Genomic DNA, 24134 nt, shown 5'->3' with positions numbered 1-24134 from the left:
ATAACGAGAGCCAGCGCTCGCATGCTGGCCACGATCCCCCCGAGGAGACTCTCATGAGGAAACCGGCCAGCCTCTGGCTGCTGGCGGGCGCGCTGTTGCCCGCCGTGTCGTTCGCGCAATCCAACGTGACGTTATACGGAGTGATCAGCACCGCCGTGCGGTATACGTCGAACATCGACGGCCTTCACCACGATCAGGCCGAAGTGGTCTCCAGCGGCATCGGCGGCAGCCGCTGGGGGCTCAAAGGCGACGAAGATCTGGGCGGCGGCAACAAGGCCGTCTTCCTCCTCGAAAACGGCTTCGGCACCAACGATGGCAAGACCGCATACAACGCGCTGTTCGGACGTCAGGCGTACGTCGGCTTATCCGGCGATTGGGGCGCCCTGACCTTCGGCCGTCAGTACAACGCGCTGAACAACATCGGCTGGTCGTTCAACCCGCTCGATCAGAGTTGGGGCAACTTCTGGTCGGACCCGCTCTACACCGGCGGCGATATCTTTTTCCAGGGCTACCGCGTCAACAACAGTGTGGTCTACAAAAAGACGCTCGGCCCGCTGAGCGTTCAGCTCGACTACGGCGTGGGTGGTCAGCCCGGCAGCATGGTGCGCGGTGCGACGTTCGGCGGCGGCCTGATGTACCAGCAAGGCCCGTTCGCCGTCGGCGTCGCCTACGACCAGCAACGCCCGGGCACCGGCGACACGACGCTGCACAACGTCTCCGTCGGCGTGTCCTACGTGGTCGGCGACGCCACGGGCTACGCCGGTTACATGGGCCGCCGCGAAACCCATCCCAACGCGCATTTCGATATTGCCTTCGTCGGTCTCGGCTATCGGATCACTCCCGCCCTGCATCTCTCGGGCGCCTATTACCGCTACCACCAAAGCGGGAATGTCACGACGCAGTTCCAGTCCACCCCCATTCCTCTCGGGGGAGGCAACGCCGACGCGGTATCGGCGGTGGCGGATTATGCCCTGTCGAAACGAACCAGCCTCTTTCTGGAGGCCGACGCCACCTTTGCGCGCGGTGGCGCCGTCGGACGGGAGACCGAATACTGGGCTGGAACGCCGGTGACAAGCGTACACAGCGCGACGCGCGTGGGCGTGATGGCCGGCATCCGTCACCTGTTCTGAGTCGACGGGGGAGACGCCGCAGGTCATCAACGCGGAATCACTGTGAAATCACCTCGCAACCAACAGTGTCCCTGACCGGATCGCCCGGCTATCCCCCTTCAGCTTCGGCACCATCTCCGCATACACCTCGGGGTTGCCTGCCACGATTTCGCCAAGGCGCAGGAACGCGTCGCCGCCGGTGTAGTCGCCCACGTGTCCGCCCGCTTCCGTAATCAACAGGCTGCCTGCGGCCATGTCCCAAGCGTTCACGCCTTGCTCGAAGAAGCCGTCGAGACGTCCTGCGGCAACGTTCGCCAGATCGAGCGCGCACGCCCCCGGGCGACGTAACCCCGCGCAAGCCCCGCTCATCTCGACGAATAACCGCGTGTACGTCGCGACGTCATCCGTGTCCCGGAACGGAAAGCCCGTGCCGATCAGACCGTCGGCCAGTCGCGCCGTCGCCCCCACACGAATGGGTTGCTCGTTCAGAAACGCGCCGCCGCCGCGCGTGGCCGTGAACAACTCATTGCGATTCGGATCGTAGACCACCGCATGCGTGACCTCACCGCGGTACGCCAAGGCGATCGACACGCAGTAATACGGAAAACCATGGATGAAGTTCGTGGTGCCGTCCAACGGATCGATGATCCACTGGAAGTCCGCATTCCCGTGTGCGCCCTCCGATCTGCCCGACTCCTCGGCCAGAATGGCGTGGTCGGGGTAAGCCGACCTCAGCGTGTCGATGATCGTCGCCTCCGACGCCCGGTCCACCGCCGTGACGAAATCGTTGTGCCGCTTCTTGCTGACGGTGAACCCAGAACGATCGGCCGACGCACGATGGATGATCTGCGCTGCGCCGATGGCGGCGTGGATCGCGACATTAAGCATGGGATGCATGGAACGAAATCCTGATGAGACGCGACCGCAACGGCCGCCGGACAGACGAAATCACGAAATCACGGAAGACACGATGACACGATGACACGGCAACACGAAGCAACATTACGAGCGCCCCGGTCGGGCAGCATCGCCGCTCAACCCTTTACGCGGGTACGCCGTCCCCGCTCCATCGCCGACATCGCCGACATCGCCGACATCGCCGACATGAACGGTTTTACCCGCGCCGGGCGCATTCCCCGCATGACGCCAGTTACGCGCCACCAACGCCCGAACCAGCGCCCAGTCGGCGTGCTCGCAAAAGTCGATCATCACGGTGCCGCAAGGTCCGCGATAGTCATCGAGACGCGTCAACAGCCTGTCGTTGATTCCTGGCTGATCGGGCCGCGCGCCGCCGCGCGCCACGCGCGAAGGATTCGCGCCCATGCCGGTACCACTGCAAAAATTGATCACCCAGCGCGCGTCCACCATCGCTTCGGTGCGAACGAGCAACGCCTCGATCCGCCGAAACTTGTAATCGATGGACGCTTCCACCGGCACCCGATACTCGTCTTGAATCACGAACGACGCGCCCGCCGCATCGATGTCGAACGTCGCATTGTCCGGCCATGCCGTGAGATCGATGCCCAGCGGCGCCTCACTGACAAAGCGCCGCAGCAGCACGATGGCGCCCCGCACATCTGCCAACCGGGGCATTGCGTCGTCCAGGTGCCAGCGAACATCCGCGGCATAACCCTCGACATACGACGCAAACGTCTGTGCAAAACTGCGTGTGCAGTGCCGGTCCGCACATTCGTCCTTGACCGACATCACGATGCATTCGCCGGGATGTCGCACGAGGAAAGCCGCGCAGGTCGCGAGCACCTCGTCGAACATCAGGCCCAGGGCAATGCGTTGATGATTGATGTGAAACACATCGTCCTCGTGCCGGCAGCGGATATCGAGCACACGAACGCCGCGCGCCAACTGAACGGCAAGACTCGCCCCCTGCGTCTTCGCCAGCGCGTCCTCGACCGTATAGGCGCAGGTGTCGTGACTGCCGGGCAACGTCAGGCGATGCAGCGCCTGCTCGTCGGGCAGCGCCGCCATCCAGTCAGCCATGGCGATGTCGTTTTCATTCGGCTGCGGCAGCAGCGCCGCCGATGCGAAATGCGCCGATATGCCGGTGATCCGGGATTCACGTGTTACCGTTGTACTTCGTCGTTTCGTCATCATCTTGCCCTTTTCTTCGGGCAGGCTGCGCGGAGCAAGCTTTGCGTCCCCCCACTCGCCACGCCATGCCGAAGAAACAAACGTCCTGGGTCACCGCCGCCGATGTCGCCCGCCACGCGGGCGTATCGCGCTCCGCCGTCTCGCGCGCTTTCTCCCCCACGGCCAGCATCGCCCCCGAGACGCGAGCGCGTGTGATGGAGGCCGCCCGCGCACTCGGCTATCAAGTCAATCTCATCGCCCGCGAGATGATCATGCAGCGAAGCAGCATGATCGGCGTGGTTACCGCCGGTTTCGAGAACCCCTTTCGCGCCAAACTGCTCGCACAAATCATTGCCGCCCTCGGTGGCCACAAGCTCACGCCCATCGTGGTGAACGCCGAGGACCCCGTGCAAATCCAGCAGTCGCTCGACACGCTGCTGAGCTACCGGATCGGCGGCATCATCATGACGTCGGCCTCGCCGCCGCTCGGGCTCGCCCGCCAGTACCTCGAAGGCGAGATCCCCGTTGTCATGATCAACCGCGCATCGAACCTGCCGGGGGCGGACGTCGTCGTAAGCGACAATGCCGCCGGCGCCGCGCTGGCCGCACAACTGCTGATCGACGCCGGCGCGACGCACCTCGCCTTCGTCGGCCCGACCAAACCCAGCTACAACGGCAAAGCCCGCTGTACCGGCTTTCTACGCGCCGTCCGTCAGATCGCGCACCGCCACGACGCGCTGGGCCGTCCGGTCGAGACGCACAGCACCCCGACGGACACTTACGAGTGCGGTGTCGCCGCCGCACACGCGCTGCTGAGTCGGAACGCTCGCCCGGACGGCGTCTTCTGCTCGTCCGACCTGCTCGCGCTCGGCTTCATCGATACCGCGCGCCGGCACTTCTCGTTGCGTGTGCCGGAAGACCTGCGCGTCGTGGGCTTCGACGACATTCCCGCCGCCAGCTACGACAACTATCGACTCACCACCATTGCGCAGGACACTTACGCACTGGCGAACACCGCCACCGAACTCCTCATCGACCGGATGAATGCGTTCTCCGGTGCATCGAGAACACGCGTCGTGCCGATCACCGGCGTTATCCGGAAAAGCTGCGATTGAGCGTCCCCGCGGCGGCCTCGTCAGCCCATCACTTCAACCCGCCAGAGAATCCGTGCAGCAGATAACGCTGCACATAGCCGGCAACGGCCAGCGTGGGCAGCGACGCAATCATTCCCACGCTCATCAGATCGCCCCAATCGATACCGTTCTCCGTCACGTAGCCCGCCACCGCGAGCGGCAGCGTGAATCGACTCGGCGACGAGACGAACAACAACGCGAGCAAGAATTCGTTCCACGCGGCGATCAGCACGAAGATTGCCGTCGCGACCAGCCCCGGCGCACACAGCGGCAGCATAATGTGCACCAGACGCTGGCACAACCCCGCACCATCGATGCAGGCAGCTTCGTCGTAGTCCACGGGAATCTCACGCACGAAAGACAACAGCATCCAGATCGACAATGGCAGCGTGTACACCTGATAAGCGAGCATCAGCCCGACTGTCGAATCGAGCAGATGCAACGTCTTCGCCAGCGAGAACAGCGGCACCGCCACCGTGATGGGCGGCATCAGCTTGACGGCCAGCACGAGCATGAGAAACGCCACGTCGAGACGCCCCGGAAAGCGCAGGCGCACCAGCGCGTAAGCCGCCGGGAATGCCAGCGTGAGCGAAAGCAACGTCGTGCCCGCGCTCACCAGCAGCGAATTGAGTACCTGACGCCCGATGCCGCTCTCCCACACCGTCTGAAAGTGCTGCAATGTCGGCGCTTGCGGCCAGAGCGCGAGCGGATGATCGAGACGCTCCAACGACGGCGTGAACGCCGCCCCCAGCATCCAGAGACACGGCAACAGCATCAGCACCAGCGCGGTGACGCGTAGCGTCCAGAGCGCGGCTCGCTGTCCCGTCCGGCGCAACGCCGCCGGGCAGGAGAATGACGCAGGCGACGAAAGTGAAGAAGGCGACCCAGGCGACCAAGGTGACGAAGGAGACGAAGGAGACGAAAGCGACGCCGGCGGAGCGTCTGAGGCCGCTCCCGCCTTCATGACACGACTCATCTCGCCTCCCGCTTGCGAATCGACAGCCAGACGTTGACCGACACCAGCATGGCCGCCATCAGCAGCATCAACACCGACGCCGCACTCGCCGGCCCCACGCTGAAGAACCGAAAACCGGTGTCGTAGACGTAGGTCGACAACGTCTGCGTCGCATTGCCCGGACCGCCCCCGGTGAGGGCGTACACCTTGTCGAACAGCTTGAACGTGTCGATCGAGCGCAGCAGCAGCGCAAGCACGAACTGTGGCACGAGCAGCGGCAATGTGATGTCGCGCAGACATTGCCACTCGCTCGCCCCGTCGGTGCGCGCCGCCTCATAGAGTTCGGGATCGATGGACTGGAGGCCCGCGAGGATGATGAGGAAAGCCATCGGCGTCCATTGCCAGACGTCGACGAGAATGAGCGACCAGATCGCCAGCCCCGGATCGGGCAGCCATTGCACGCCCGGCAGACCGAACTTCGCGAGCCATGCGTTCAAAAACCCACCGTAGTTCAGCCAGTGGCGCCAGATTGCCGAGCACACCAGCGTCGAGAGCATCATCGGCAGTATCAGCAGCGGCATGACGAAGCGCCGGGCGCGAAACGCCCGTGAGAACAGCAACGCCAGCGCCGCGCCGAGCACGACCTCGCATACCGACGCAACCACCGTGAAGTGCACCGTGTTGAAAAAGCTGACCGAGAAGTTGTCGTCGGCGAGCACCGTGCGGTAGTTCGCGAGTCCGGCAAACGCACGGCGCCCCGAGGCATAGTCGACGTTGAAAAACGAGTCGACCAGCACTTGCAACACCGGATATAACGCCAGCACACCCATGACCAGTAACGCCGGTCCTACGAGCCAGACCAGTGGCAGCCAGCGACGCAAATCACGCATGGAATCGTCGGAAGTTCATCGGTTGACGTCAGTTCGCCGGCGTCGCGAGCGCGGGCGCGATCTTCTGCGACGCCTGACGCAGCGCGGCCTCCGGCGTGAGTTGCCCCGTCAGCACGAGTTGGAGCGCGTCACCCAGCAGACTCTCGACCTGCTCCCATTGCTTCACACGCGGGCGCGCACGGCCGGCTTCGAGCGCCTTGAGCTGGTCCGGATACCAGCGGAACTGCTTCACGAGGGCGGCATCCTCGAACACGCTCTTGCGCGTGGGGGGAATGCCCATCGCGGCCAGACGCATCTGCGTGTCGCGCGACGTCAGATAGGCGAGGAAGTCCTGCGCGAGCGCGGCATGCCGCGCGTCTTTCGGAATCGCCATCTGCCAGATGCCGAGCATCGGCGCAGGGCCCTTCACTTGCCCCGGCGGCGCCTGCAAGGCGACCTCCCCCACGACGCGCGACTGCTTCGGATCGTCGAGCGCCGGCACCCATGCCGGCCAGACTTCGATGGCCTGAGCGGCCGCGCCTTTTTGCAGGGCGTCGCGCACCTCGGCCGCTCCGTACACAGCGACATCTTTCGGCGCGTAACCCTTGAGCGAGACGAACATCTTCAGCGCCGCGAGCGCCTGCGGCGAATCGATGACGACTTTCCCGTTCGCATCGATCACGTCGCCGCCGTACGCCCACAGGATCGGCAGAAAGCCCGTCACAACCGGATTGCCCTTCGTGCCACGGAACACCACGCCCGACACGCCCGCCTCTGCGCTGGTCGCCTGAGCGATCTTGAGCACGTCGTCCCACGTGCGCGGCGCTTGCAGCTTGTACTTCGCGAGCAGGTCGCGACGGTACGCGAACATTTCGACGTTGCCGACCACCGGGAGCGCGTATAGATTGCCGCCCGGCGCGCGTCCCAGCGCGACGGTGGACGCGACCATGTCGGCATCGACGAGCGTGGCGGGCAACGGCTTGAGCCAGCCGTTCGCCATGAATTCCGGCGACCACGTGTCGTCCATCATCACGAGATCGTAAGCGCCCGTGGCCTCGCGCATCGACAGCTTCAGCTTCTGGTAGAGGTTCGCATTGGGCAGCTTCAGCAACTCGATGTCGGCGTCGGGATGCTGCTTCTTGAAGCCGGTCACGGCTTCGGCTAGCCCCTTGCCGTAGATGTCGTCACGCCCGGCGATGACGAGATCGGCTGCGCTGACGCTCGTCGCAACAGCGAACAAGCCGACGAAGGCGGCGACGGCGATGGATACCGCGCGCAGGCGGATGAACAGTTTCATACGATCTCTCACTGGGTTGACGACTTTGCCGAACGGCATTTGCACACGTGTGCAATGCCAGCACTGAAAAAAGCCACTGACATGGCACGAGCGTCATTCTGGCGAGAGATCGTGAAAGAATTGTGGCAGGCGACAATTGCCGCCCCAAATGAAAAATGGGCGCCTCGCGGCGCCCATTTCGTTGTCATCGAATCCAGTCGCGAGGCGATGGCTCACGCATCCGGGCGCAAGCCTTTGACCGTTGCCGCCGCGTGACCGGCGGTATCGCCGTGGGGACGCCCGGCCACCTCGCTGCTGCCCGGATCGCCGGCCGGCAGACGATGGTGCTCAATGTCCTGCACGACCTGAATCGCCGTGGCGTCGATGCCGTCGGTCAGCGGCTTCGGATCGAGGCCGATGCCGAGCACCATCACGGCCATGGCGCCCAGCAACGCGAATTCGCGGCGGCTCAGATCCTTGAGCGAGGCGACACGTTCATTGCGCACCCGACCGAAAATCACGCGCTTGTACATCCACAGCGTATAGGCCGCGCTCAGCACCAGCGTGAGCGACGCCAGCGCGCCGATCCAGAAATTGGCCTTGATCGCGCCCATCAGCACAAGAAACTCGCCCACGAAACCCGACGTGCCCGGCATGCCCACGTTCGCCATCGAGAACAGCATCGCGAATGTCGCGAAGCGCGGCATCGTGCTCGCCACACCGCCGTAAGCGTCGATCGAAGCGCTCCCGGTACGGTCATACAACATGCCCGTGCACAGCAGCATCGCGCCCGAGACGATGCCGTACGAAATCATCTGCATCACCGCGCCGTCGGTGCCCATCTCCGAGAACAGGAAGAGGCCCAGCGTCACCAGCCCCATATGCGCCACCGCCGAGTACGCCAGCAGTTTGCGCAGATCCGTCTGCACCAGCGCCACCAGACTCGCGTAGATCACCGCGACGAGCGACAGCACGACCATCAGCGGCGCGAGGAAGTGGCTCGCGTCCGGCAGCAAGGGCAGATTGAAACGCAGCAGGCCATAGCCGCCCAGCTTCAGCATGCCGAGCATGACGGCCGCGCCCGTCGGCCCGTCGAGGTGGACTTCCGGCAGCCACGTGTGCACCGGCCACATCGGCACCTTGACGGAGAACGCCGCGAGAAAACCGATGAAGAGCATGACCTGCACCGCGAGCGGCAGATGCAGCGTCTGCCAGCGCGCGAGGTCGAAGCTCTGCGTCTGCATATACAGATACAGCATCGAGACCAGCATCATCAGCGAGCCGGTCAGGGAGAAGAAGAAAAATTTCACCGCCGCGCGCGTGCTGTTGGCCCGGCCATAGACGCCGATGAGCAAATACAGCGGCAGCAGCGTCGCTTCGAAGAACACGAAGAACAGCATGCCGTCCTGCGCCGTGAACACGCCTTGCATCAACCCCGACAGGACGAGGAAGCTGCCGAAGTACGCGCTCATGCGCGTGGTCACTGCACGCCACGAGGCCAACACCACGATGATCGTCGTCACCCCGGTGAGCGCCACGAGCCAGAGCGAAATCCCGTCGATGCCCACATGCCAGGAGGCGTCGAACGAGTCGATCCAGCGAAAACGCTCGACGAATTGCAAATTAGGGATGCGCGTCTGAAAACCTCGCACGAGCGATACGATCGGTGCGGCCGAAATCACGGCGGCAGCAAGCGATGCCCAGCGAACGGCATTGGGATGACGATCGTGGCCGAGCAGCATGACGAGCGCGCCAGCCACGATAGGAAGCCAGATCAGGAGGGACAGGATGGGAAACATTGAGGGTCCTGGTGTGCCGCAACAAAAATCGAGCGCCAAAGCGCAATGTCGACGCGGCCAGGCACGAACCGACCCCGCGCGCGTCACACGAGGCGAAACGCGACGATCATGGCACTACAATGCCTGCGGGAGGGGACGCCGGGCGCGCGGGCGTCAACGAAGGAGGCAAGCATACGCGCCTCGAAAACATTTTGCACCGCAGCAAATTTTACAAATGATTGCGAGCGCTTCAGCCGACCGGTCGGTCGGCGATCAGGCTATCCGCCCGGGTGCGCGACAAGCACATGCGGCAACGCGTCGCAGCGCAGAGCGCGCCGGGCGTGACGAAGTCAAGCGATCTCGCACGTCGAATTCGTCAATAGCGCATTGCAAAATGTGAAGGCAGTGAGCGTGACTGAGCGTGACGCGGGGCATCACAAGTTGCCGCCCGTCATCGAGGCAGACACAAGAACACGCAAGAACACGCCAGAACACGCCAGAACGTGCCGGCACACGCGAGCGCACACGTCAACGAGCGGTGTGAGTTCGGCACACGGGGAAAGCACCGAACGACGTAAAAAAAGTCGCTTAAGCCTTCGGGCGCCGCAGATCGAACATCGGCCCGATCTCGGCGTAGTCGCCGAGATATCCCGCGCGCATGACCGGATGCGCCTTGGCGGTATCGAACAGACCGTCCTCGCGCAGGAATTCGCGACGGATGTGCACGCCGACCACCTGCCCCAGCGCGAGCCAGTTGTTCATCGGCTTGCCGTCGAGATCGTGCATGCGCACGACTTGCAACAACTTGCATTCGAGCGACGCGGGCGACTCGGCCACGTGCGGCACGTCCACGTTGACCCCCGGGGCCTTCGTCAGCCCGGTCAGATCGAACTCGTCCACGTCGTGCGGCACAGGGGCGGACGACTGGTTCATTTGCCCGACGAGCGACTTGCTCGTCAGATTCCAGACGAACTCACGCGTCGCCTCGATGTTGGCGATCGAATCCTTATACCCTTCGCTGCAAAAACCGATGATCGGGGGGAACGTGGCAAACGCCCCAAAGAAGCTGTAAGGCGCGAGATTCACGCGCCCCTGCGCATCGCGGCTGGAAATCCAGCCGATCACGCGGGGCGCGACAATCGCCTTGAACGGATCGTGAGACAGGCCGTGACCCTTGGCGGGATCGTAGAAATGAACGTCGTCGGAATGGGACATGGAAAGCGGGCACCCAGAGTTGTACGGTATGACGCCGATGCTATCGCACTCCGGACAAACGCGTCGGCAGTCCGACGCCCACCACGCCCACTGCGCTCACTACGCCAACCATGCCCTCTACATTCGCTCACGCCACGCCGGGCACGCGTCGCGATTCGTGCGCCTTGCGTCGACATCATGCCGACATCACACCGACATCACGCCGACATCACACCGATGCAACGCGCCCGAGACGCAAAATCAGTTCACGATGCGCCGGCCATTGCGCGGCGAGCGCCGCCGGTTCGGCCATCTCGAAGTCCTCGAAGGCGAAACCGGGCGCCACGGTACAGCCGACCAGGGAATAGTCCGTGGATGGCGCAGGTTGCGCGGCGAACCAATGGCCGGCGGGCACGACATGCTGAAGCCGCTCGCCGTGCGCGACATCGTGGCCCAGAGGCGTTGTCGTCAACTTGCCGGACAGATCGATCTCGTGAATGAAGAGCGTGCCGCCGAGATGAAAGTGCCAGACTTCGTCGCTGCGAATTCGATGGAACGCGGAGAAGTCGCCGGCTTCGAGCAGATAGAGAATCGCGGTGCAGAGGCTGCGCGGTCCGGAAAACCCCTGCGGCAACGCAGCGCCGGCGATCGTGCCGGCGGCGCGATATGTCTCACGATAATGCCCGCCCTCGGGATGCGGCAACAAGCCCAATGACGTGACGAGATCGGCAGCAGACGGCATGAAGGACTCCTTGAAAACCGGCAACGCGCGCTGGATGCGCTGCGGATGCATTCGGATACGGGTCTCACACAATACCGCATGCCCCCCCATGGTTGTCATCAACCTCGCCATGAGTTCGACCGATGAAACCTATTTTCCGCCAGATAAAACGCAAGGCGATATCCCCTCCGACGCCCGTCCTCCCGGAAAGCCGCTCCCCGCAAAGGCTTGCTTAACAAACGCCGCCGCAACCGGCGAGAATCATCGATTTGTGCGACGATTGGCGTGTTGCGTCGCGCAAGGCGACGCGTTTTTCATTGCACGCGCCCCCTTGGCGCCGTCAGACCATGCCTGCCACACTCAAGATCGACTTTGTTTCCGATGTTGCCTGCCCCTGGTGCGCCATCGGCCTTGCCTCATTGAAGACGGCGCTCAGCCGTCTGGGTGACGAGGTCGAAGCCGACCTGCACTTCAGCCCCTTCGAACTGAACCCGGACATGCCGGCGGACGGCGTGCCGCTTGCCGATTACATGTCGCGCAAATACGGCCTGTCGCCGGAACAACTGGCGCAAAATCAGGCGAACATCAGCGCACGCGCGGCCGCCGAAGGCTTCCCGATGCGCATGGACTTGCGCACGCACGCGTACAACACGTTCGATGCGCACCGCCTGCTGCATTGGGCACAGACGATCGGCAACGACAAGCAACTCGCGCTCAAGGAAGCGCTGCTGCGCGCCTACTTCGTCGAGGGCAAGCGTACGAGCGACCCGGACGTGCTCGTGGATGCCGCCGGGCAAGTCGGCCTCGACACGGCGCGGGCGCGCGAAATCCTGTCGAGCGACGAGTACGCTGAACAGGTGCGCGCGCTGGAGCGCCACTACCAGAATCTGGGCATCAGTTCGGTGCCGGCGATCATCTTCAACAACCGTCATCTCGTGAGCGGCGGTCAACCGCCCGAAGTCTTCGAGCAAGCCATCCGTCAGATTCTGGCCGAGGGCTGATCCGTCATGTCGTCGTTGCCCCCGAGCGCCGAGCATTCGACGGTGAGCGCCGCTGCGGCGCCATCCCACGAGCCGCCCGCAACCGGACGCGGTCTGGCAATGACGGCGATCCTGCTCGCCGTCTCCCTCGCCAGCCTCGATACCGCGATCGCCAACACCGCCCTGCCGCAGATGGCCCTCGATTTGAAGACCACGCCGTCGGCGTCCGTCTGGATCGTGAACGCCTACCAGTTGGCGATGGTGGCCACGCTGCTGCCGTTCGCCTCGCTTGGCGAGCGTGTCGGGCACAAACGGGTATTCATGTCCGGCGTGGCGGTGTTTCTCGTGGCGTCTGTGCTGTGCGCGCTCTCGCCGTCGCTGGGTTTTCTCGCAGTGGCGCGCGTACTTCAGGGTGTCGGTGCGGCGGCCGTGATGAGCGTGAACATCGCGCTGATTCGTTTCCTTTACCCGGCGGCGCAATTAGGACGCGGCGTCGGGCTGAATGCCCTGATCGTCGGCATCTCGTTCGCGATCGGGCCGACGGTGGCGTCGCTGGTGCTGGCATTCGCCAGTTGGCCGTGGCTGTTCCTGATCAACGTCCCGACGGGCCTGCTGGCGCTGGCGTTCTCGCGCCACAATCTGCCCGACACGCCGCGCAGCGAGCATAAACCGGACATGATCGCCGCGTTGCTCAACGTGCTGACGTTCTCGCTGCTCATCTTCGCCCTCAGTCAAAGCGCTCAGCAGGCCGACTGGCATCTGACGCTCGCGTGCTTCGTTGGAGCGTTGCTGTTCGGGGGGGCGTTGATTCGCCGTGAGCGGGGGCATCTGGCACCGATGCTGCCGGTCGACCTGTTGCGCCTGCCCGCATTTGCGTTGTCGACGCTCACGGCGATCTGCGCCTTCGCGACGCAAGGGCTGGGATTGGTGTCGTTGCCGTTCTACTTCGAGAACGTACTGCATCGCAGCCCCATCGAAACCGGCTTCCTGATGACGCCCTGGCCGTTCTTCGTCGCGGCCATTGCACCGCTTGCCGGGCGGCTGTCGGATCGTTACCCGCCCGGCGCCCTGGGCGCCATCGGTTTGGCGATGCTGAGCGCGGGAATGGCGTTGCTGGCGATCATGCCGGAGCACGCGGCGCTGTGGGATATCGGCTGGCGCATGGCGTTATGCGGGCTGGGTTTCGGTTTCTTCCAGTCACCGAACCTGAAAGCGTTCATGCACAGCGCGCCGCCGGAGCGCAGCGGGGGCGCAAGCGGCATGGTCGGCACGTCGCGCCTGCTCGGTCAGGCGACGGGCGCCGCGCTCGTCGCCCTGGCGCTGGGCCTGTTCGGCACGCACGGTTCGACGTGGGCGCTGGCCTGGGGCGCCGCGTTTTCCGCTGCGGGGTGTATCGCCAGCGGAATGCGCCTTGTGGGCAAGCGCACACACTAGGCATGCCACGGTTGCCCACTCGGGTAGGCCTTCATCGACAAAGCCCCGCCGCACGCGGGGCTTTGTCGTTTCCGGTCCCCTGTCAGGGTTGACAGGTGTACCGCCACCGCAGGTCATCTACATTGAAGACGCGGTTTCGCGAACGCTGCAATCGCTGTTCCGGGACCTCAAACGCCTATTCCGTCCCGATGTCCCAAGGCGAGGTCATGATGGCAACCATTATTGAAATCAAATTCGCAGAAATGCCAGTAGGCGTCGAAGGGGGCTACCACTTCAAGATCATCGGAACCGGACTCGCGAAGGCTTCCGAAGTGTACTTCGTCGATGCAGCGTCGAAACGTATTAGCGTCTATCATTTCACCGTCGTCGACGACGCCACGATCACCAGCACCACGCCGGAACTCAGCAAAGATGGCATGGCCACCATTAACGTAACTGTCGACAAGGTCGATGCGACGCCCGCAAAAACCCCCGCAAATCTGGTAAGGACCGGCCCCGACCCCAACTGCCCGGTGGCGCTTTGCAAGACAGTGATCCTGGGCGAATACGTCAATCGGATTTATGTCGCTCACCAAAATCCATCGAACTACCTATGGGGGGTGCCAAAGAAGACGTTTTGAATTCGATGCGTTCTCTTGCATGCATAGCCCAGCCGACGATCTGACGCGAGTGCAAGTCCATGACTGCTGCCGGATACCGTCAGCCTTCGTAAGTTCGCCAAACGCCTTAGCCGCTACGATCAACGCTCAGCACAGTGGGTGTCGAGGCGGCAAGGCGGGCGAGCCCATCGGCCCGGTATCCCGCTTATCGCGTCTCGGCATCATGCCAAGGCGCGGCGCAACGCCATACCGCGCGAAGCCGGCGAAGCGAACATTCGTTCGCGCACGTCAGGCGAGGATTGTCCACTGATCCGGACACTCGAACCGGACACGCCGCGCGGCAGCGCGACATGCCCAGGTTCCCGTCTCCTTAGAATCGGTGTCGAATCCCCACCTGGTAAAGCATCTGCGTTGCCGTCGACGAGGCGATCGTCGAGTAGATTTGCGCGAATTTCGCATCGCCGGCGGCGCGTTGATAGATGCCGACGACGAACAGATCCGTGCGCTTGCTCAACGAATAGATTGCGGACAGGTTCACCTGATGGTACTTGGGCCGAGTGCCGTCGGCGTACTGCCCCCAGGTATAGATGTACGCCGTCCCCAACAGGAGTTGAGGCGTAATGCGTCTGCTCAACGCCAATTCGGTATTCTGAAGTCTCAGGCCGGTCCCGTCGCTGTAGTTGAACAGGATATTGGAGTACCCGAGCGTCGCATTCACGAAACCGAAATCGTAGTTCGCACCGGCGCCGAGAATGCGCTGCACGCTCGTGCCTGCCGAAGGATTGGCACGACTCACGGTGAACGGGGACGAAAAGCCATATGCACTATCGTCAACCGCGCCGTTGGTGAGGTTCGCCGGCTGCGCATTGGAGCGACGATTGAACTCGGAGAATGCCACGCCCAGCTTCAGCCCATTCACCACGTAGTTCACCCCCGCACTGTACGCGTTGTTGTTCGAGAAGCCCGTCGAATTGGAGAACGCGTAGCTGGCGGCGAAGTTAAGGCCGCCAATCACCGGCGATGCATAGCGAACCGCGTTGTTGAAGCGTTGCGTGTTATAGATGTTGTCGGCATCGCCGATACGTGTTCCAAAACCGGCAAAGAGATTGCCCGACTCCGACCACGCCAGCATTTGCGACATTTCGTCATATTGCCGGCCCAGCGTCACCGTGCCCCAACCGGTGTTCGACAGCCCGACAAATGCCTGACGCCCGAACATACGCCCCGCCGACAACGAGCCATTGGTCAGCGAGAAGCCGTTCTCCAGCGTAAAGATCGCACGCGTGCCACCCCCCAGGTCTTCCGAGCCGCGCAGTCCCCATCGGGGAAGCTGCATGCCCCCGCTCGCAACACCGAACAGCTTCTTTCCCCCCGCATTGCTGACATACTGCGGCCCGCCCGAGAGAATGCCGTACAGCTCCACGCTCTGTGCATGCCCTTGCACAGACCATGCCCCCGTCACCGCCGAAATGGCCATCAATCGAGCCATCCCCTTATACATCGACGACTTACACGCGACTTTCATTTGACACCTCACTCCGTTAATAAACGTGCGCCCCAAGACCTGTGACCAGTTGTTTTATTTAAATTAAGTAGTACTAAATACTTATGGGTGATATCGCCACTTTGAGCGTGAATGCATTTCCTCGATTGCCGGCGATAGGGCGTCCTTGCAGACGCCCTATGCCGTTACAGCTTGATGCGCTGATCCCAGGGAGACTCGCCGCCCCAGTTCACGCACACACTCTGACGCCGCATGTACCCCTTCCACGCGTCGGATCCGGCGGTGCGCCCTCCCCCCGTTTCTTTCTCGCCACCGAACGCAGCGCCGATGTCGGCGCCCGTGGTGCCCATGTTGACTTTCGCGATTCCGCAGTCACTCCCCTGAGCGGACAGGAACAGTTCGATATTCGAGAGATTCGTGCTGTGAATGCCCGAGGCAAGCCCTTGCGGCACACCGTTGTGAATCTCGATCGCCTCGTCAAGGGTGTCGTAGACCAGCACGTAGACGATCGGAGCGAAGGTCTCGTGCTGCACGCACTGCCAACCGGGCTGCGCGCCCACGATCAAGGTCGGCTCGACATAATTCCCGGGACGCTCGATGCGTTTGCCGCCGGACACCACAGTTCCCCCTTGTGCCACGGCGTCTGCCACCGCTTGCTCGAAGTGGCCCACGGCCGCAGCATCGATCAGCGGGCCGACCACGACGCCCGGTTCCCGCGGATCGCCAACGGTGATCTGCTCGAAGGCGCGCTTGAGCAACTCCACGAGTTCATTCGCGATACCTCGCTGTGCGATCACGCGACGCGTGCTTGTGCAGCGCTGTCCCGTGGTGCCCACGGCGCCGAACGTGATGCTGCGCGCGGCCAGCTTCAGGTCTGCAGTCTCGTCGACGATGCAACCGTTGTTACCGGAGCATTCGAGCAGATAGCGTCGTCCCAACGTGCTGCCGACAATGTTTGCCACCCTTTTCCCAACCGCTGTCGATCCGGTAAACGACACCAGCGCCACACGCGTATCCGCCACCAGACGCTCCGCAACCTCGTTGTCTTGCGGCAGGAACAGCGTAAAGACGCCCTCGAAATCCATCTCCTTCATCGCCTGGTTGCACAACGCCTGCAACGCAAGCGCGGTGAGCGGCACCTTGGGGCTGGGCTTCCAGATCACGGTGTTACCGCCGATGGCGGCGAGAAAGCCGTTCTGGGCCCAAACGGCCGCAGGAAAGTTGTATGCCGAAATGACCCCGACCACGCCCAGCGGGAGCCACTGGTCATACATACGGTGCTTGGCCCGCTGCGATTGCTGCGTGAAGCCGTACAACATGCGCGACTGTCCGGCCGCCATCATGGCCATGTCGATCAACTCGCCGACTTCGCTGCGCGCCTCCATCAGCGACTTTCCGGTATCGAGCGCGACCACGGCGGCAAGTCCTTCCAGATGCTGCTGCGCCAGCTCGCCGATTCGCGCGACAAGCTCGCCGCGGCGCGGCGGGGGCACCATGCGCCAGCGCGTCTGAGCACGCGTTGCCACGTCGATGATGGCGTCGTAGTCGGCATGGGTGGCGGCCGCGACCCGGGCCGTCACGGTGCCGTCGGCCGGATTGACGGCGTCGAACACCACGCGGCCGGTCGTATCCGACCAACCGTCCGGCCCGACGCAGGCTCCGGGGTGAACCGGGAGTATCCGGAACATTTCGAGAACGTTGGAGGTTTCAAACATTTTTCATTCCTTCGGCGAATCATCGCCATCTACGTTTTTTCGACAGGTCGCGCTATGCCACGCGATGCCGCGCTATACCGCCCCAGGTCATCCAATGTCGCCCCGGGCCCGTGCACCGCCGCTTCCGTGGCCGGCCGATGCAGTGCGTCAGGACTTCGACAGAAATCCACCGATCGATTCGTCCGTGTGGAAAACCGGCTTCTCGTAGTAGTGGGGGCCGTCGTAAATCTCGATCAGCACGCTGCGCTCGTGCGCCAGCGTCGGTCCATGCGGATGGTCTTTGGGGTTCATGTAAAAAGCCCCCGGCGTAAGACGCAAGCCTGAGTCCGTGTATTCGTAGTCACCTTCCAGGCAGTACATGAACTGATTCGACGCATGCGAATGCTTGACCGGAATGCGCCCTCCTTTCTCGTACTCCAGGAGCGCAATGCTCGCGCCGGTGTCGGCGTTTTTCCAGAGGAAGTACTGGCGGAAGCCATACTCCGGAAAATCGATCCATGCAGCGGGGTCGAGGGCGCTCGTCTGAATCAGGACTTCGAGCGTCTTCATCATCGTTTCACTGGGGCCCGTCATTTGTCAGTCTCCAAGGGCGGTCTTCCGGCCGCGACCCATTGCTCGTATTCCTGACGGCTTTCCGCCGTTGCAGGGAACAAGCCGAGGATCGATCGGCCTCGGACCAGGTGCTGTTCGGCAAACATTTCATAAGCCACGGCGTCGTCCGCCTCGTGAGCGATTTCGTCGACCAGATGCCAGGGAATCGCCACCACGCCCTCGCTGTCGCCGACCATCACATCCCCGGGATAAATCGCCACCCCGGCACAGGCGGCCGGCCCGTTGAGTTCCACGGGATGCATGGCGATGGGTGTTGCGGGCGGTGCGGACCGAACTTGATAGGCGGGCAGACCGGTGCGGCGGATTGCCGGAGTGTCGCGAAACCCCCCGTCCGTGACCACGCCCGCCACGCCGCGATGCCGCATGCGCAACGCCATCATGTCGCCGGCCGACGCCGCGCGCAGGCATCTCCCGCTATCGATCACGAGGACATGGCCGGGCGGACACTCCTCGATGGCACGGCGATGCAGATTCTCGGAACTGCTGTAGTTCGCCATCGTGTCGATGTCTTCACGTGCAGGCATGAAGCGCAACGTGTATGCCGGGCCGACGAGTTGCGTCTGACCGGACGAAATCGGTATTACGCCCAGCAGATAGACATTGCGAAACCCGCGCTTGAGCAATGCGTTGGCGACGTTTGCCGTCCCCACGCGCATCAGTTTTTCCCGGGTCGCCTCGCTGAGCACGAATGCCGGATTGGCGGCGCGGGCGTCGTGATGTCCTGCCCTTGAGTCGAACGTCGTCGTCATGCGAGCTCCTTGTGGGCGCCCACGATGTTGATGTGCAGGTCGTCGAGCCCGTCGAACGTGGCGTGCAGCGCGTTGCCGGCCTCGAGACGATTCACGCCATGCGGTGTACCGGTAAAAATCAGATCGCCCGGTGCGAGCGTGAAGTAAGTCGAGAGGATCGCGATGATGTCGTCGACCGGCCAGATCAGCTTGGACAAATCGCTTTCCTGACGAAGTTCGCCGTCAACCGTCAAGGCGATCTTCCCCGAGGTCAATGCACCGACGGCCGCTTTCGGGGTGATGCGACCGATCGGCGCACAACGCTCGAAGGTCTTACCGATTTCCCACGGCTTGCCGCTATGGCGCATGGCGAGTTGCAGATCGCGGCGGGTCAGATCGACACCGACCGCATATCCCCAGACATGGCGGGCAGCATGCTCGACGGCGATGTCCTTGCCGCCCTCGCCAATGGCAACCACCAACTCGACTTCATGGTGAAAGTTCTCGGTCAGCGGCGGAAACGCGACTTCGACCGGGCCGTGCGCGTTCGATACCACGGTATCGGTCGGCTTGCAGAAGAAGAACGGCGGTTCCTCGCGGGGGTCCACCCCCATCTCAAGGGCGTGATCCGCGTAATTGCGGCCGATACAATACACACGGCGCACCGGAAAAACGGCGTCGCTACCGACGACCGGGACTGTTGTCAGTGCTGCCGGCTCAACCACATACTGATTCATTTGAATTGACGCTCCTGTCAGTGCCGGGCCCGAGCCGGTCGGCCGCCCTGATTCAACACGCCGAGCGCTTCGATCTCGACGAGAATTTCGGGCTGCGCCAGTTGGCTCACCTCCACCAGCGTCGCCACGGGAAACTCACCCGTGAAGCACTCGCGGCGCGCACGCCAGACCTCCTCGCGGTGCTCGATGCGAGTGAGGAAAATGTTGATCTTGACGATGTCGTTCAACGAACCGCCCGCAGCCTCGATCAAATGGCCGATACGCGTGAAGATCAGCTTGGCCTGCTCGTATTCGTTGCCGCCGACGGGATTCAATTGCTTGTCGCGCGCGGTTAGCCCCGCGATGTAGACGGTGTCGCCCACTTTCAGGCAGTTCGACCAGGTGCCCGGCGCCGGCTCCGAGACTTCGGGGCTGGTGATCTTTTCAATGCTCATACTGTTTTGCCTCTTGATGTCGCTGTGCATGTTTAGCTAAAGAACTCGCGAGGAGGTTTGGCTCCCCATTGCGTCGTTTCGTCCGCCGTTCCCGAGAAAATCGTTGCGCGGTGCGCGTTGTTGACCACGTCGCCATCGGTGTAATGCTCGATCCGGAACCCGAACGGATCGCGCCAATAATCGAAAATCTGGCTCCCGAGCAGGTGGCGTCCGACGCCGCAATCGAGTTCGTACCCTTGTGCCGTCAAATGGTCATGCCCCGCCATCACCGCATCGAGGTCTTCGACTTCAAACGAGCAGTGATGCACGCCGGCCTTCTGCGCCCCGAGCACGAGCATGCAGTGGTGATCGACGAGCTGTTCGCCGGCGTCGATTCTCAGAAAGCTGCCGACGACCCGATCGGGTTGATCGGGCGGGGCGAGAAAATCGGATGCCATGAGCCCGAAGCGCGTTTGCAGCCACTCGACCGACACGTCGTGATCCAGTACGTGCAAAACGAAGTGCCCCAACCGCCTGACCGGCACGGGGCCGGCGGCCACACGCACGGCCCGATTGACGCGCGGCTTGGCATGGGCGGTGTTGAAGGGCAGCGTATTGCCGTCGTGCAAGGTGCTGTGCGATGTCGGCAGCGGCGCCGGCGTGCCGCCGTAGACGGCGTCGATCTCGAAGCCGTCCGGCATCCGCATGCGCACTCGCTCGCCTTTGCCCGGCACATCGTCAACCTGCTCGATCGGTCCCGAATCGGGCAAGGCCGCGAGCTGTTCGAGATCGGTGCGCGTTTGCACCCGTAATCCCGCGCCCAGAAACCGGCACGCGTCGCCAAGCACCGCTTCGTAAAGGAAGGGGGCATCGCCGGTGCCTCGCATGTACAACCGGCTGCCGTCGCCGGGTTGCGCGCGGGACATGCCGAAATCTGCGAGAAACCGCTCGGCAATCGCGAGGTCGGTCACTTGATACCGGACATAGAGAACATCAGTGGCGCGCGGCATGCATCACTCCTGAAGGAATATCGTCGTGTGGTTTGGACGACTCGCCCATACCGAGAATCGACGCGACGAGGTCGGGGTTATCGCGCGCGACGGACGACTTGCCGCCCCACACCAGACGCCCCGAATCGAGTACATAGGCACGCTCGGAAAATGCGAGCGCATTCGACAGGTTCTGCTCGACGAGCACGACGGCGATGCCTTCGGTGCGCAAGCGAAACAGCGCTTCATAACAAATGAAGACATTCTTCGGGGTCAACCCGAGAGACAGCTCGTCGATGAGCAACAGTCTCGGCTCGGCCATCAGCGCTCGCCCGATGGAGACCATCTGCTGTTCGCCACCGGACAGCGTCCGGGTGATCGACGTCAAACGCTCACCCAGCCGGGGGAACAGATCCAGGACTCGCTCCAGATTGCGCGAGCAATGACTGCGGGGCCTGCTGTATCCCCCCACGATGAGGTTTTCCCTGACCGTCATGTCGCTGAATAACCGGCGGCCTTCCGGCGAGAGCGCAATCCCTTCGAGCACCCGGTGACGGGGTGGCATGGTGGAAATGTCTTTGCCGTCGAGCCGGATCGAGCCGGCGCGCACATCGAGATGTCCCGCAATGCACTGGATCGTCGACGTTTTTCCCGCGCCGTTGGCGCCGATCAGCGCGACGGTCTCGCCCGCCTTGACTTCCATGGACAAGCCGTGGACAACCGAGGCCGCCCCGTAACCGCAGACCAGCGAATCAATGGTGAGCATGCGTCGCTCCTTCTCCCAGATAGGCTTCGATCACCGTCGGATCGCGCATGACATCTGCGGCGGGGCCGTCGGCCATCTTGCTGCCGTTATTGAGCATGACGACCCGAGGACAGATGCGCATGACCTCGGAGAGGTTGTGCTCGATCAGCACGATCGTCATGCCGTCGGCATTGAGTTGTGCAATCAGATCGGCGAGCCGCCCCGCCTCCCGATGGCTCAGCCCGGCGAGCGGCTCGTCGAGCAGCAGCATGTTCGGACGCGTTGCGAGCGCACGCGCGACTTCGAGGCGTTTGAGTACGCCCAGCGGCTGCGACGACGGCATGGCGTCGGCCAGCCCCGCGATGCCGACCCGGTCGAGCAGCGCCATCGCGGTGTCCTTCAGTGGCGACCGCCGGATGTGTTTCAGCGCCGACCACGGGGTCCGAGTGATCGCGAACCCGCACGCCAGCACCACGTTGTCCAGCAACGACATGTTGCGAAACGGGCGCACGATCTGGTGCGACATGGCAATGCCGCGGTGCGAACGGGCAGCAGTGCCGAGGCGATTGATGGGCTCGCGCTGGAAAACGATGTTCCCGGAGGTCGGCGCGACAACGCCTGCGATAAGCCGCAGAAAGGTCGTCTTGCCGGCGCCGTTCGGCCCGAGCAGCCCCACGAGTTCGCCTTCGCTCACGTCGAGCGAGACCCGGTCGACTGCGGCGATGCCGCCGAAACGCACGCCGACGTCGGTTATCGACAGGAGGGGAGATTCCACGGTCATGCCGCTCTCCCTGTACGCAAACGCCATGCATCCAGACGCAGACAGGGTGCGATTCCGCGCGGCAAGAAGCGCATCATCACGAACAGCAGTCCCCCGAAGACCAGCAGCTTGTAACTGCTGACGAAGCGCAGCCACTCGGGCAACAAGGTGAGCAGAACGGCGGCGAGCACGCTACCGCCGATCGAGCCCATGCCGCCGATGACCACCATGGCGAGGATCATGATCGAGACCGGAAAGCCGAACGATTGCGGGTCCACCGTGCCGAGAAAGTACGCATACAGGCACCCCGCCACACCGGCCAGCGCCGTGCCGATGCCGAAGGCCGTCAGCTTGAAGTCCGCGCTGTTGATCCCGATGCTGCGCGACGCGATCTCGTCCGCACCGACCGCACTGAACGCATATCCCAGCCAGCTACGCTTGATATAGACGCAAAAACCGACCACAAGCGCGGTGCACACGATGACGAAATAGACGAATCCGTCGCCGAAGCCCGCGTCGGGAATCCTGGACAGCCCCAACTCGCCGCCCAGCGCCTCGCTGGTGCGCACGATCCCGAGAAACAGAAAGCCTGCGGCCATGGTGGCAATCGCCAGAAAATCGTCTCGCACGCGCAGACTGCAAAACCCGACGATCGCGCCGCAAATACCGGCGAACGTCATCGAAGCCGGTAACGTGACCCAAATAGCGAACCCGAGTTTCGAGAGCACGGCGGTGGTATAGGCGCCGATTCCGAAGAAGGCGGCGTGACCGAGACTGACCTGACCGCAAAGGCCCGATATCAGATTGAGACTGACCGCCAGCACGATGTGCACCCCGATCAGAATCACGAGGGCCGTTTCATAAGCGCCCATTTGGCGGCTCCTTTCAATTGCATTAGCGTGAACACAGCCCCCTGGCCGGAGGCGCGTGCAAACAGACCTTCGGGGCGTACCAGCAGCACGCAGAGCATCGCGGCGAAAGCCAGGCTGTCACGATCGATCCACGCCGACAGGTATGTCGCACCGAAGGCCTCCAGGACGCCGAGCAACAGCGCGGCGGCGAGCGTCCCGCCCATGTTGCCGAGGCCGCCGAGCACGATGATCGCGAGCGCCTTGTAGCTGGGCACTGCACCCATGGTGGGATCGACGACATTGTTCAGAACACTGACGAGCACGCCGGCGACGGCCGCAAACGCGGAACCGATGGCAAACGTGAGATACCGCACGTGCCGCAGATCGACACCGCACGATTCGGCCATACGCGGCTCGCTGATCGTGGCTCGCCAGGCCATCCCCATTCGGGAACGGCTGGAAAACCATGCGAGTGCACTGAACAGCACACACGCCAGCACGACAACGGCGAGCTCCGCGTAGCGCAAGTGAATACCGACGATATCGATTCCCCCCGGCAGTGGCGGCACAAGGTAGGCCATGCCCTTGTCACCGAAGACGAGACGGAGCAACTCGCCGATCGCCAGAAACATGCCGACCGATGCGATCAGCGGTACGTACGCCGGCTGGCTGAGAATCGGCTCGTAACAGAACCGGTACATCAACACGCCGCACACCGACGAGACGAGCATTGCGAGCGCGAGGCCCAGCGCGAAAGACCCCGTCGCATTGGTGACGACGAGCCCGGCGTAACCGCCCAGGGTGAAAAGCCCGGCGTGCGCGATGTGCAGAATTCTCAGCATCCCGAACACCAGCGCCAGTCCGACGGCAATCAGCGCATAGATCGCCCCGTTGATCAGCCCTTGCGCCGTGAGATTGAGCAGCAGATTCATGACTGTCCTTAA

24 protein-coding genes are annotated in these 24134 nt (G+C 63.1%); 5 read left to right on the top strand and 19 right to left on the bottom strand.

Translation table 11 applies throughout. The features are described 5' to 3' along the window. Positions 1-53 precede the first annotated feature (53 nt). Positions 54-1130 (top strand): porin, encoded by a 1077-nt coding sequence (locus tag PAN31108_RS18215; protein WP_150670229.1) that lies wholly within the window; start codon positions 54-56, stop codon positions 1128-1130. A 48-nt stretch (positions 1131-1178) separates the two neighbouring features. Here PAN31108_RS18215 and PAN31108_RS18210 read toward each other — a convergent pair whose 3' ends face one another. Together PAN31108_RS18210 and PAN31108_RS18205 are read right to left on the bottom strand one after the other, a co-directional pair. Continuing rightward, entirely contained in the window at positions 1179-2006 is an 828-nt protein-coding gene (locus tag PAN31108_RS18210) for an inositol monophosphatase family protein (RefSeq protein ID WP_150670228.1), read from the bottom strand. Positions 2007-2111: 105 nt separating this feature from the next. Next, on the bottom strand, positions 2112-3107 hold the full coding sequence (locus tag PAN31108_RS18205; protein ID WP_174995042.1) for a phosphatidylinositol-specific phospholipase C: 996 nt from the start codon (positions 3105-3107) through the stop codon (positions 2112-2114). A gap of 176 nt (positions 3108-3283) precedes the next feature. On the opposite strand from PAN31108_RS18205, the gene PAN31108_RS18200 reads away from it, so the two are divergent. Further along, positions 3284-4312 (top strand): LacI family DNA-binding transcriptional regulator, encoded by a 1029-nt coding sequence (locus PAN31108_RS18200; protein WP_150670227.1) that lies wholly within the window; start codon positions 3284-3286, stop codon positions 4310-4312. A gap of 28 nt (positions 4313-4340) precedes the next feature. Here PAN31108_RS18200 and PAN31108_RS18195 read toward each other — a convergent pair whose 3' ends face one another. From PAN31108_RS18195 to PAN31108_RS18165, 6 genes are all read right to left on the bottom strand, one after another. Next, positions 4341-5165 (bottom strand): carbohydrate ABC transporter permease, encoded by an 825-nt coding sequence (locus PAN31108_RS18195; protein ID WP_306440160.1) that lies wholly within the window; start codon positions 5163-5165, stop codon positions 4341-4343. Positions 5166-5302: 137 nt separating this feature from the next. Then, positions 5303-6175, bottom strand: a complete 873-nt coding sequence (locus PAN31108_RS18185) for a carbohydrate ABC transporter permease (RefSeq protein ID WP_150670225.1) — start codon at positions 6173-6175, stop codon at positions 5303-5305. A gap of 28 nt (positions 6176-6203) precedes the next feature. Then, positions 6204-7451, bottom strand: a complete 1248-nt coding sequence (locus tag PAN31108_RS18180) for an ABC transporter substrate-binding protein (RefSeq protein ID WP_150670224.1) — start codon at positions 7449-7451, stop codon at positions 6204-6206. 212 nt (positions 7452-7663) lie between these two features. Next, positions 7664-9229, bottom strand: a complete 1566-nt coding sequence (locus PAN31108_RS18175) for a complex I subunit 4 family protein (RefSeq protein WP_150670223.1) — start codon at positions 9227-9229, stop codon at positions 7664-7666. A gap of 567 nt (positions 9230-9796) precedes the next feature. Beyond that, entirely contained in the window at positions 9797-10423 is a 627-nt protein-coding gene (locus PAN31108_RS18170) for a flavin reductase family protein (RefSeq protein WP_150670222.1), read from the bottom strand. A 208-nt stretch (positions 10424-10631) separates the two neighbouring features. Then, positions 10632-11144 (bottom strand): cupin domain-containing protein, encoded by a 513-nt coding sequence (locus tag PAN31108_RS18165; RefSeq protein ID WP_150670221.1) that lies wholly within the window; start codon positions 11142-11144, stop codon positions 10632-10634. 326 nt (positions 11145-11470) lie between these two features. Here PAN31108_RS18165 and PAN31108_RS18160 point away from each other — a divergent pair, with 326 nt between their 5' ends. From PAN31108_RS18160 to PAN31108_RS18150, 3 genes are all read left to right on the top strand, one after another. Continuing rightward, positions 11471-12124 carry a DsbA family oxidoreductase gene (locus PAN31108_RS18160; RefSeq protein ID WP_150670220.1) on the top strand — a complete coding sequence of 218 codons (654 nt, stop codon included), beginning with the start codon at positions 11471-11473 and terminating at the stop codon, positions 12122-12124. 6 nt (positions 12125-12130) lie between these two features. Then, positions 12131-13537: an MFS transporter gene (locus tag PAN31108_RS18155; protein WP_150670219.1), complete on the top strand. Its 1407-nt coding sequence runs from the start codon at positions 12131-12133 to the stop codon at positions 13535-13537. 206 nt (positions 13538-13743) lie between these two features. Further along, a complete protein-coding gene (locus PAN31108_RS18150) occupies positions 13744-14157 on the top strand; it encodes an IPT/TIG domain-containing protein (RefSeq protein WP_150670218.1) in 414 nt (137 codons plus the stop codon). 349 nt (positions 14158-14506) lie between these two features. On the opposite strand, the gene PAN31108_RS18145 is transcribed toward PAN31108_RS18150, so the two are convergent. The 11 genes from PAN31108_RS18145 to PAN31108_RS18095 all read right to left on the bottom strand — a co-directional run bounded on the left by PAN31108_RS18145 (position 14507) and on the right by PAN31108_RS18095 (position 24122). Further along, positions 14507-15661: a porin gene (locus tag PAN31108_RS18145; protein WP_246184030.1), complete on the bottom strand. Its 1155-nt coding sequence runs from the start codon at positions 15659-15661 to the stop codon at positions 14507-14509. Positions 15662-15825: 164 nt separating this feature from the next. Further along, complete coding sequence (locus PAN31108_RS18140; protein WP_150670217.1) at positions 15826-17355, bottom strand: aldehyde dehydrogenase family protein; 1530 nt, start codon at positions 17353-17355, stop codon at positions 15826-15828. 147 nt (positions 17356-17502) lie between these two features. Continuing rightward, positions 17503-17928 (bottom strand): cupin domain-containing protein, encoded by a 426-nt coding sequence (locus tag PAN31108_RS18135; protein WP_174995041.1) that lies wholly within the window; start codon positions 17926-17928, stop codon positions 17503-17505. Continuing rightward, positions 17925-18716: a ribonuclease activity regulator RraA gene (locus tag PAN31108_RS18130; protein ID WP_150670216.1), complete on the bottom strand. Its 792-nt coding sequence runs from the start codon at positions 18714-18716 to the stop codon at positions 17925-17927. The genes PAN31108_RS18135 and PAN31108_RS18130 overlap by 4 nt, the downstream gene beginning before the upstream one ends. Beyond that, positions 18713-19432 carry a fumarylacetoacetate hydrolase family protein gene (locus tag PAN31108_RS18125; RefSeq protein ID WP_150670215.1) on the bottom strand — a complete coding sequence of 240 codons (720 nt, stop codon included), beginning with the start codon at positions 19430-19432 and terminating at the stop codon, positions 18713-18715. The genes PAN31108_RS18130 and PAN31108_RS18125 overlap by 4 nt, the downstream gene beginning before the upstream one ends. Positions 19433-19449: 17 nt before the next feature. Then, a complete protein-coding gene (locus PAN31108_RS18120; RefSeq protein ID WP_150670214.1) occupies positions 19450-19866 on the bottom strand; it encodes a RidA family protein in 417 nt (138 codons plus the stop codon). Between the two features lie 32 nt (positions 19867-19898). Continuing rightward, positions 19899-20855, bottom strand: coding sequence for a VOC family protein (locus tag PAN31108_RS18115; RefSeq protein ID WP_150670213.1), 957 nt, complete (start codon positions 20853-20855; stop codon positions 19899-19901). After that, positions 20839-21600, bottom strand: a complete 762-nt coding sequence (locus PAN31108_RS18110) for an ABC transporter ATP-binding protein (protein WP_150670212.1) — start codon at positions 21598-21600, stop codon at positions 20839-20841. Before PAN31108_RS18110 ends, PAN31108_RS18115 begins: the two co-directional genes overlap by 17 nt. Next, the gene (locus PAN31108_RS18105) at positions 21587-22360 is read right to left on the bottom strand and encodes an ABC transporter ATP-binding protein (RefSeq protein ID WP_150670211.1); all 774 of its coding nucleotides are present in this window, start codon (positions 22358-22360) and stop codon (positions 21587-21589) included. Before PAN31108_RS18105 ends, PAN31108_RS18110 begins: the two co-directional genes overlap by 14 nt. Beyond that, positions 22357-23211, bottom strand: coding sequence for a branched-chain amino acid ABC transporter permease (locus tag PAN31108_RS18100; RefSeq protein WP_150670210.1), 855 nt, complete (start codon positions 23209-23211; stop codon positions 22357-22359). Before PAN31108_RS18100 ends, PAN31108_RS18105 begins: the two co-directional genes overlap by 4 nt. After that, the gene (locus tag PAN31108_RS18095; RefSeq protein ID WP_150670209.1) at positions 23184-24122 is read right to left on the bottom strand and encodes a branched-chain amino acid ABC transporter permease; all 939 of its coding nucleotides are present in this window, start codon (positions 24120-24122) and stop codon (positions 23184-23186) included. The genes PAN31108_RS18100 and PAN31108_RS18095 overlap by 28 nt, the downstream gene beginning before the upstream one ends. Positions 24123-24134 lie beyond the last annotated feature (12 nt).

This window comes from Pandoraea anhela (assembly GCF_902459655.1).
Taxonomy (GTDB): domain Bacteria; phylum Pseudomonadota; class Gammaproteobacteria; order Burkholderiales; family Burkholderiaceae; genus Pandoraea; species Pandoraea anhela.
Note: the sequence above shows the minus strand (reverse complement) of the source record. Positions and strands in the feature narration are given on the sequence as shown.

Coding starts and splice junctions, on each gene's coding strand:
- PAN31108_RS18205 (WP_174995042.1), bottom strand. CDS start 3,107: ATGGCTGACTGGATGGCGGCGCTGCCCGACGAGCAGGCGCTGCATCGC.
- PAN31108_RS18100 (WP_150670210.1), bottom strand. CDS start 23,211: ATGGGCGCTTATGAAACGGCCCTCGTGATTCTGATCGGGGTGCACATC.
- PAN31108_RS18160 (WP_150670220.1), top strand. CDS start 11,471: ATGCCTGCCACACTCAAGATCGACTTTGTTTCCGATGTTGCCTGCCCC.
- PAN31108_RS18210 (WP_150670228.1), bottom strand. CDS start 2,006: ATGCATCCCATGCTTAATGTCGCGATCCACGCCGCCATCGGCGCAGCG.
- PAN31108_RS18180 (WP_150670224.1), bottom strand. CDS start 7,451: ATGAAACTGTTCATCCGCCTGCGCGCGGTATCCATCGCCGTCGCCGCC.
- PAN31108_RS18095 (WP_150670209.1), bottom strand. CDS start 24,122: ATGAATCTGCTGCTCAATCTCACGGCGCAAGGGCTGATCAACGGGGCG.
- PAN31108_RS18105 (WP_150670211.1), bottom strand. CDS start 22,360: ATGACCGTGGAATCTCCCCTCCTGTCGATAACCGACGTCGGCGTGCGT.
- PAN31108_RS18120 (WP_150670214.1), bottom strand. CDS start 19,866: ATGAGCATTGAAAAGATCACCAGCCCCGAAGTCTCGGAGCCGGCGCCG.
- PAN31108_RS18200 (WP_150670227.1), top strand. CDS start 3,284: ATGCCGAAGAAACAAACGTCCTGGGTCACCGCCGCCGATGTCGCCCGC.
- PAN31108_RS18135 (WP_174995041.1), bottom strand. CDS start 17,928: ATGACGGGCCCCAGTGAAACGATGATGAAGACGCTCGAAGTCCTGATT.
- PAN31108_RS18175 (WP_150670223.1), bottom strand. CDS start 9,229: ATGTTTCCCATCCTGTCCCTCCTGATCTGGCTTCCTATCGTGGCTGGC.
- PAN31108_RS18215 (WP_150670229.1), top strand. CDS start 54: ATGAGGAAACCGGCCAGCCTCTGGCTGCTGGCGGGCGCGCTGTTGCCC.
- PAN31108_RS18145 (WP_246184030.1), bottom strand. CDS start 15,661: ATGAAAGTCGCGTGTAAGTCGTCGATGTATAAGGGGATGGCTCGATTG.
- PAN31108_RS18140 (WP_150670217.1), bottom strand. CDS start 17,355: ATGTTTGAAACCTCCAACGTTCTCGAAATGTTCCGGATACTCCCGGTT.
- PAN31108_RS18130 (WP_150670216.1), bottom strand. CDS start 18,716: ATGACGACGACGTTCGACTCAAGGGCAGGACATCACGACGCCCGCGCC.
- PAN31108_RS18150 (WP_150670218.1), top strand. CDS start 13,744: ATGATGGCAACCATTATTGAAATCAAATTCGCAGAAATGCCAGTAGGC.
- PAN31108_RS18110 (WP_150670212.1), bottom strand. CDS start 21,600: ATGCTCACCATTGATTCGCTGGTCTGCGGTTACGGGGCGGCCTCGGTT.
- PAN31108_RS18155 (WP_150670219.1), top strand. CDS start 12,131: ATGTCGTCGTTGCCCCCGAGCGCCGAGCATTCGACGGTGAGCGCCGCT.
- PAN31108_RS18185 (WP_150670225.1), bottom strand. CDS start 6,175: ATGCGTGATTTGCGTCGCTGGCTGCCACTGGTCTGGCTCGTAGGACCG.
- PAN31108_RS18165 (WP_150670221.1), bottom strand. CDS start 11,144: ATGCCGTCTGCTGCCGATCTCGTCACGTCATTGGGCTTGTTGCCGCAT.
- PAN31108_RS18170 (WP_150670222.1), bottom strand. CDS start 10,423: ATGTCCCATTCCGACGACGTTCATTTCTACGATCCCGCCAAGGGTCAC.
- PAN31108_RS18125 (WP_150670215.1), bottom strand. CDS start 19,432: ATGAATCAGTATGTGGTTGAGCCGGCAGCACTGACAACAGTCCCGGTC.
- PAN31108_RS18115 (WP_150670213.1), bottom strand. CDS start 20,855: ATGCCGCGCGCCACTGATGTTCTCTATGTCCGGTATCAAGTGACCGAC.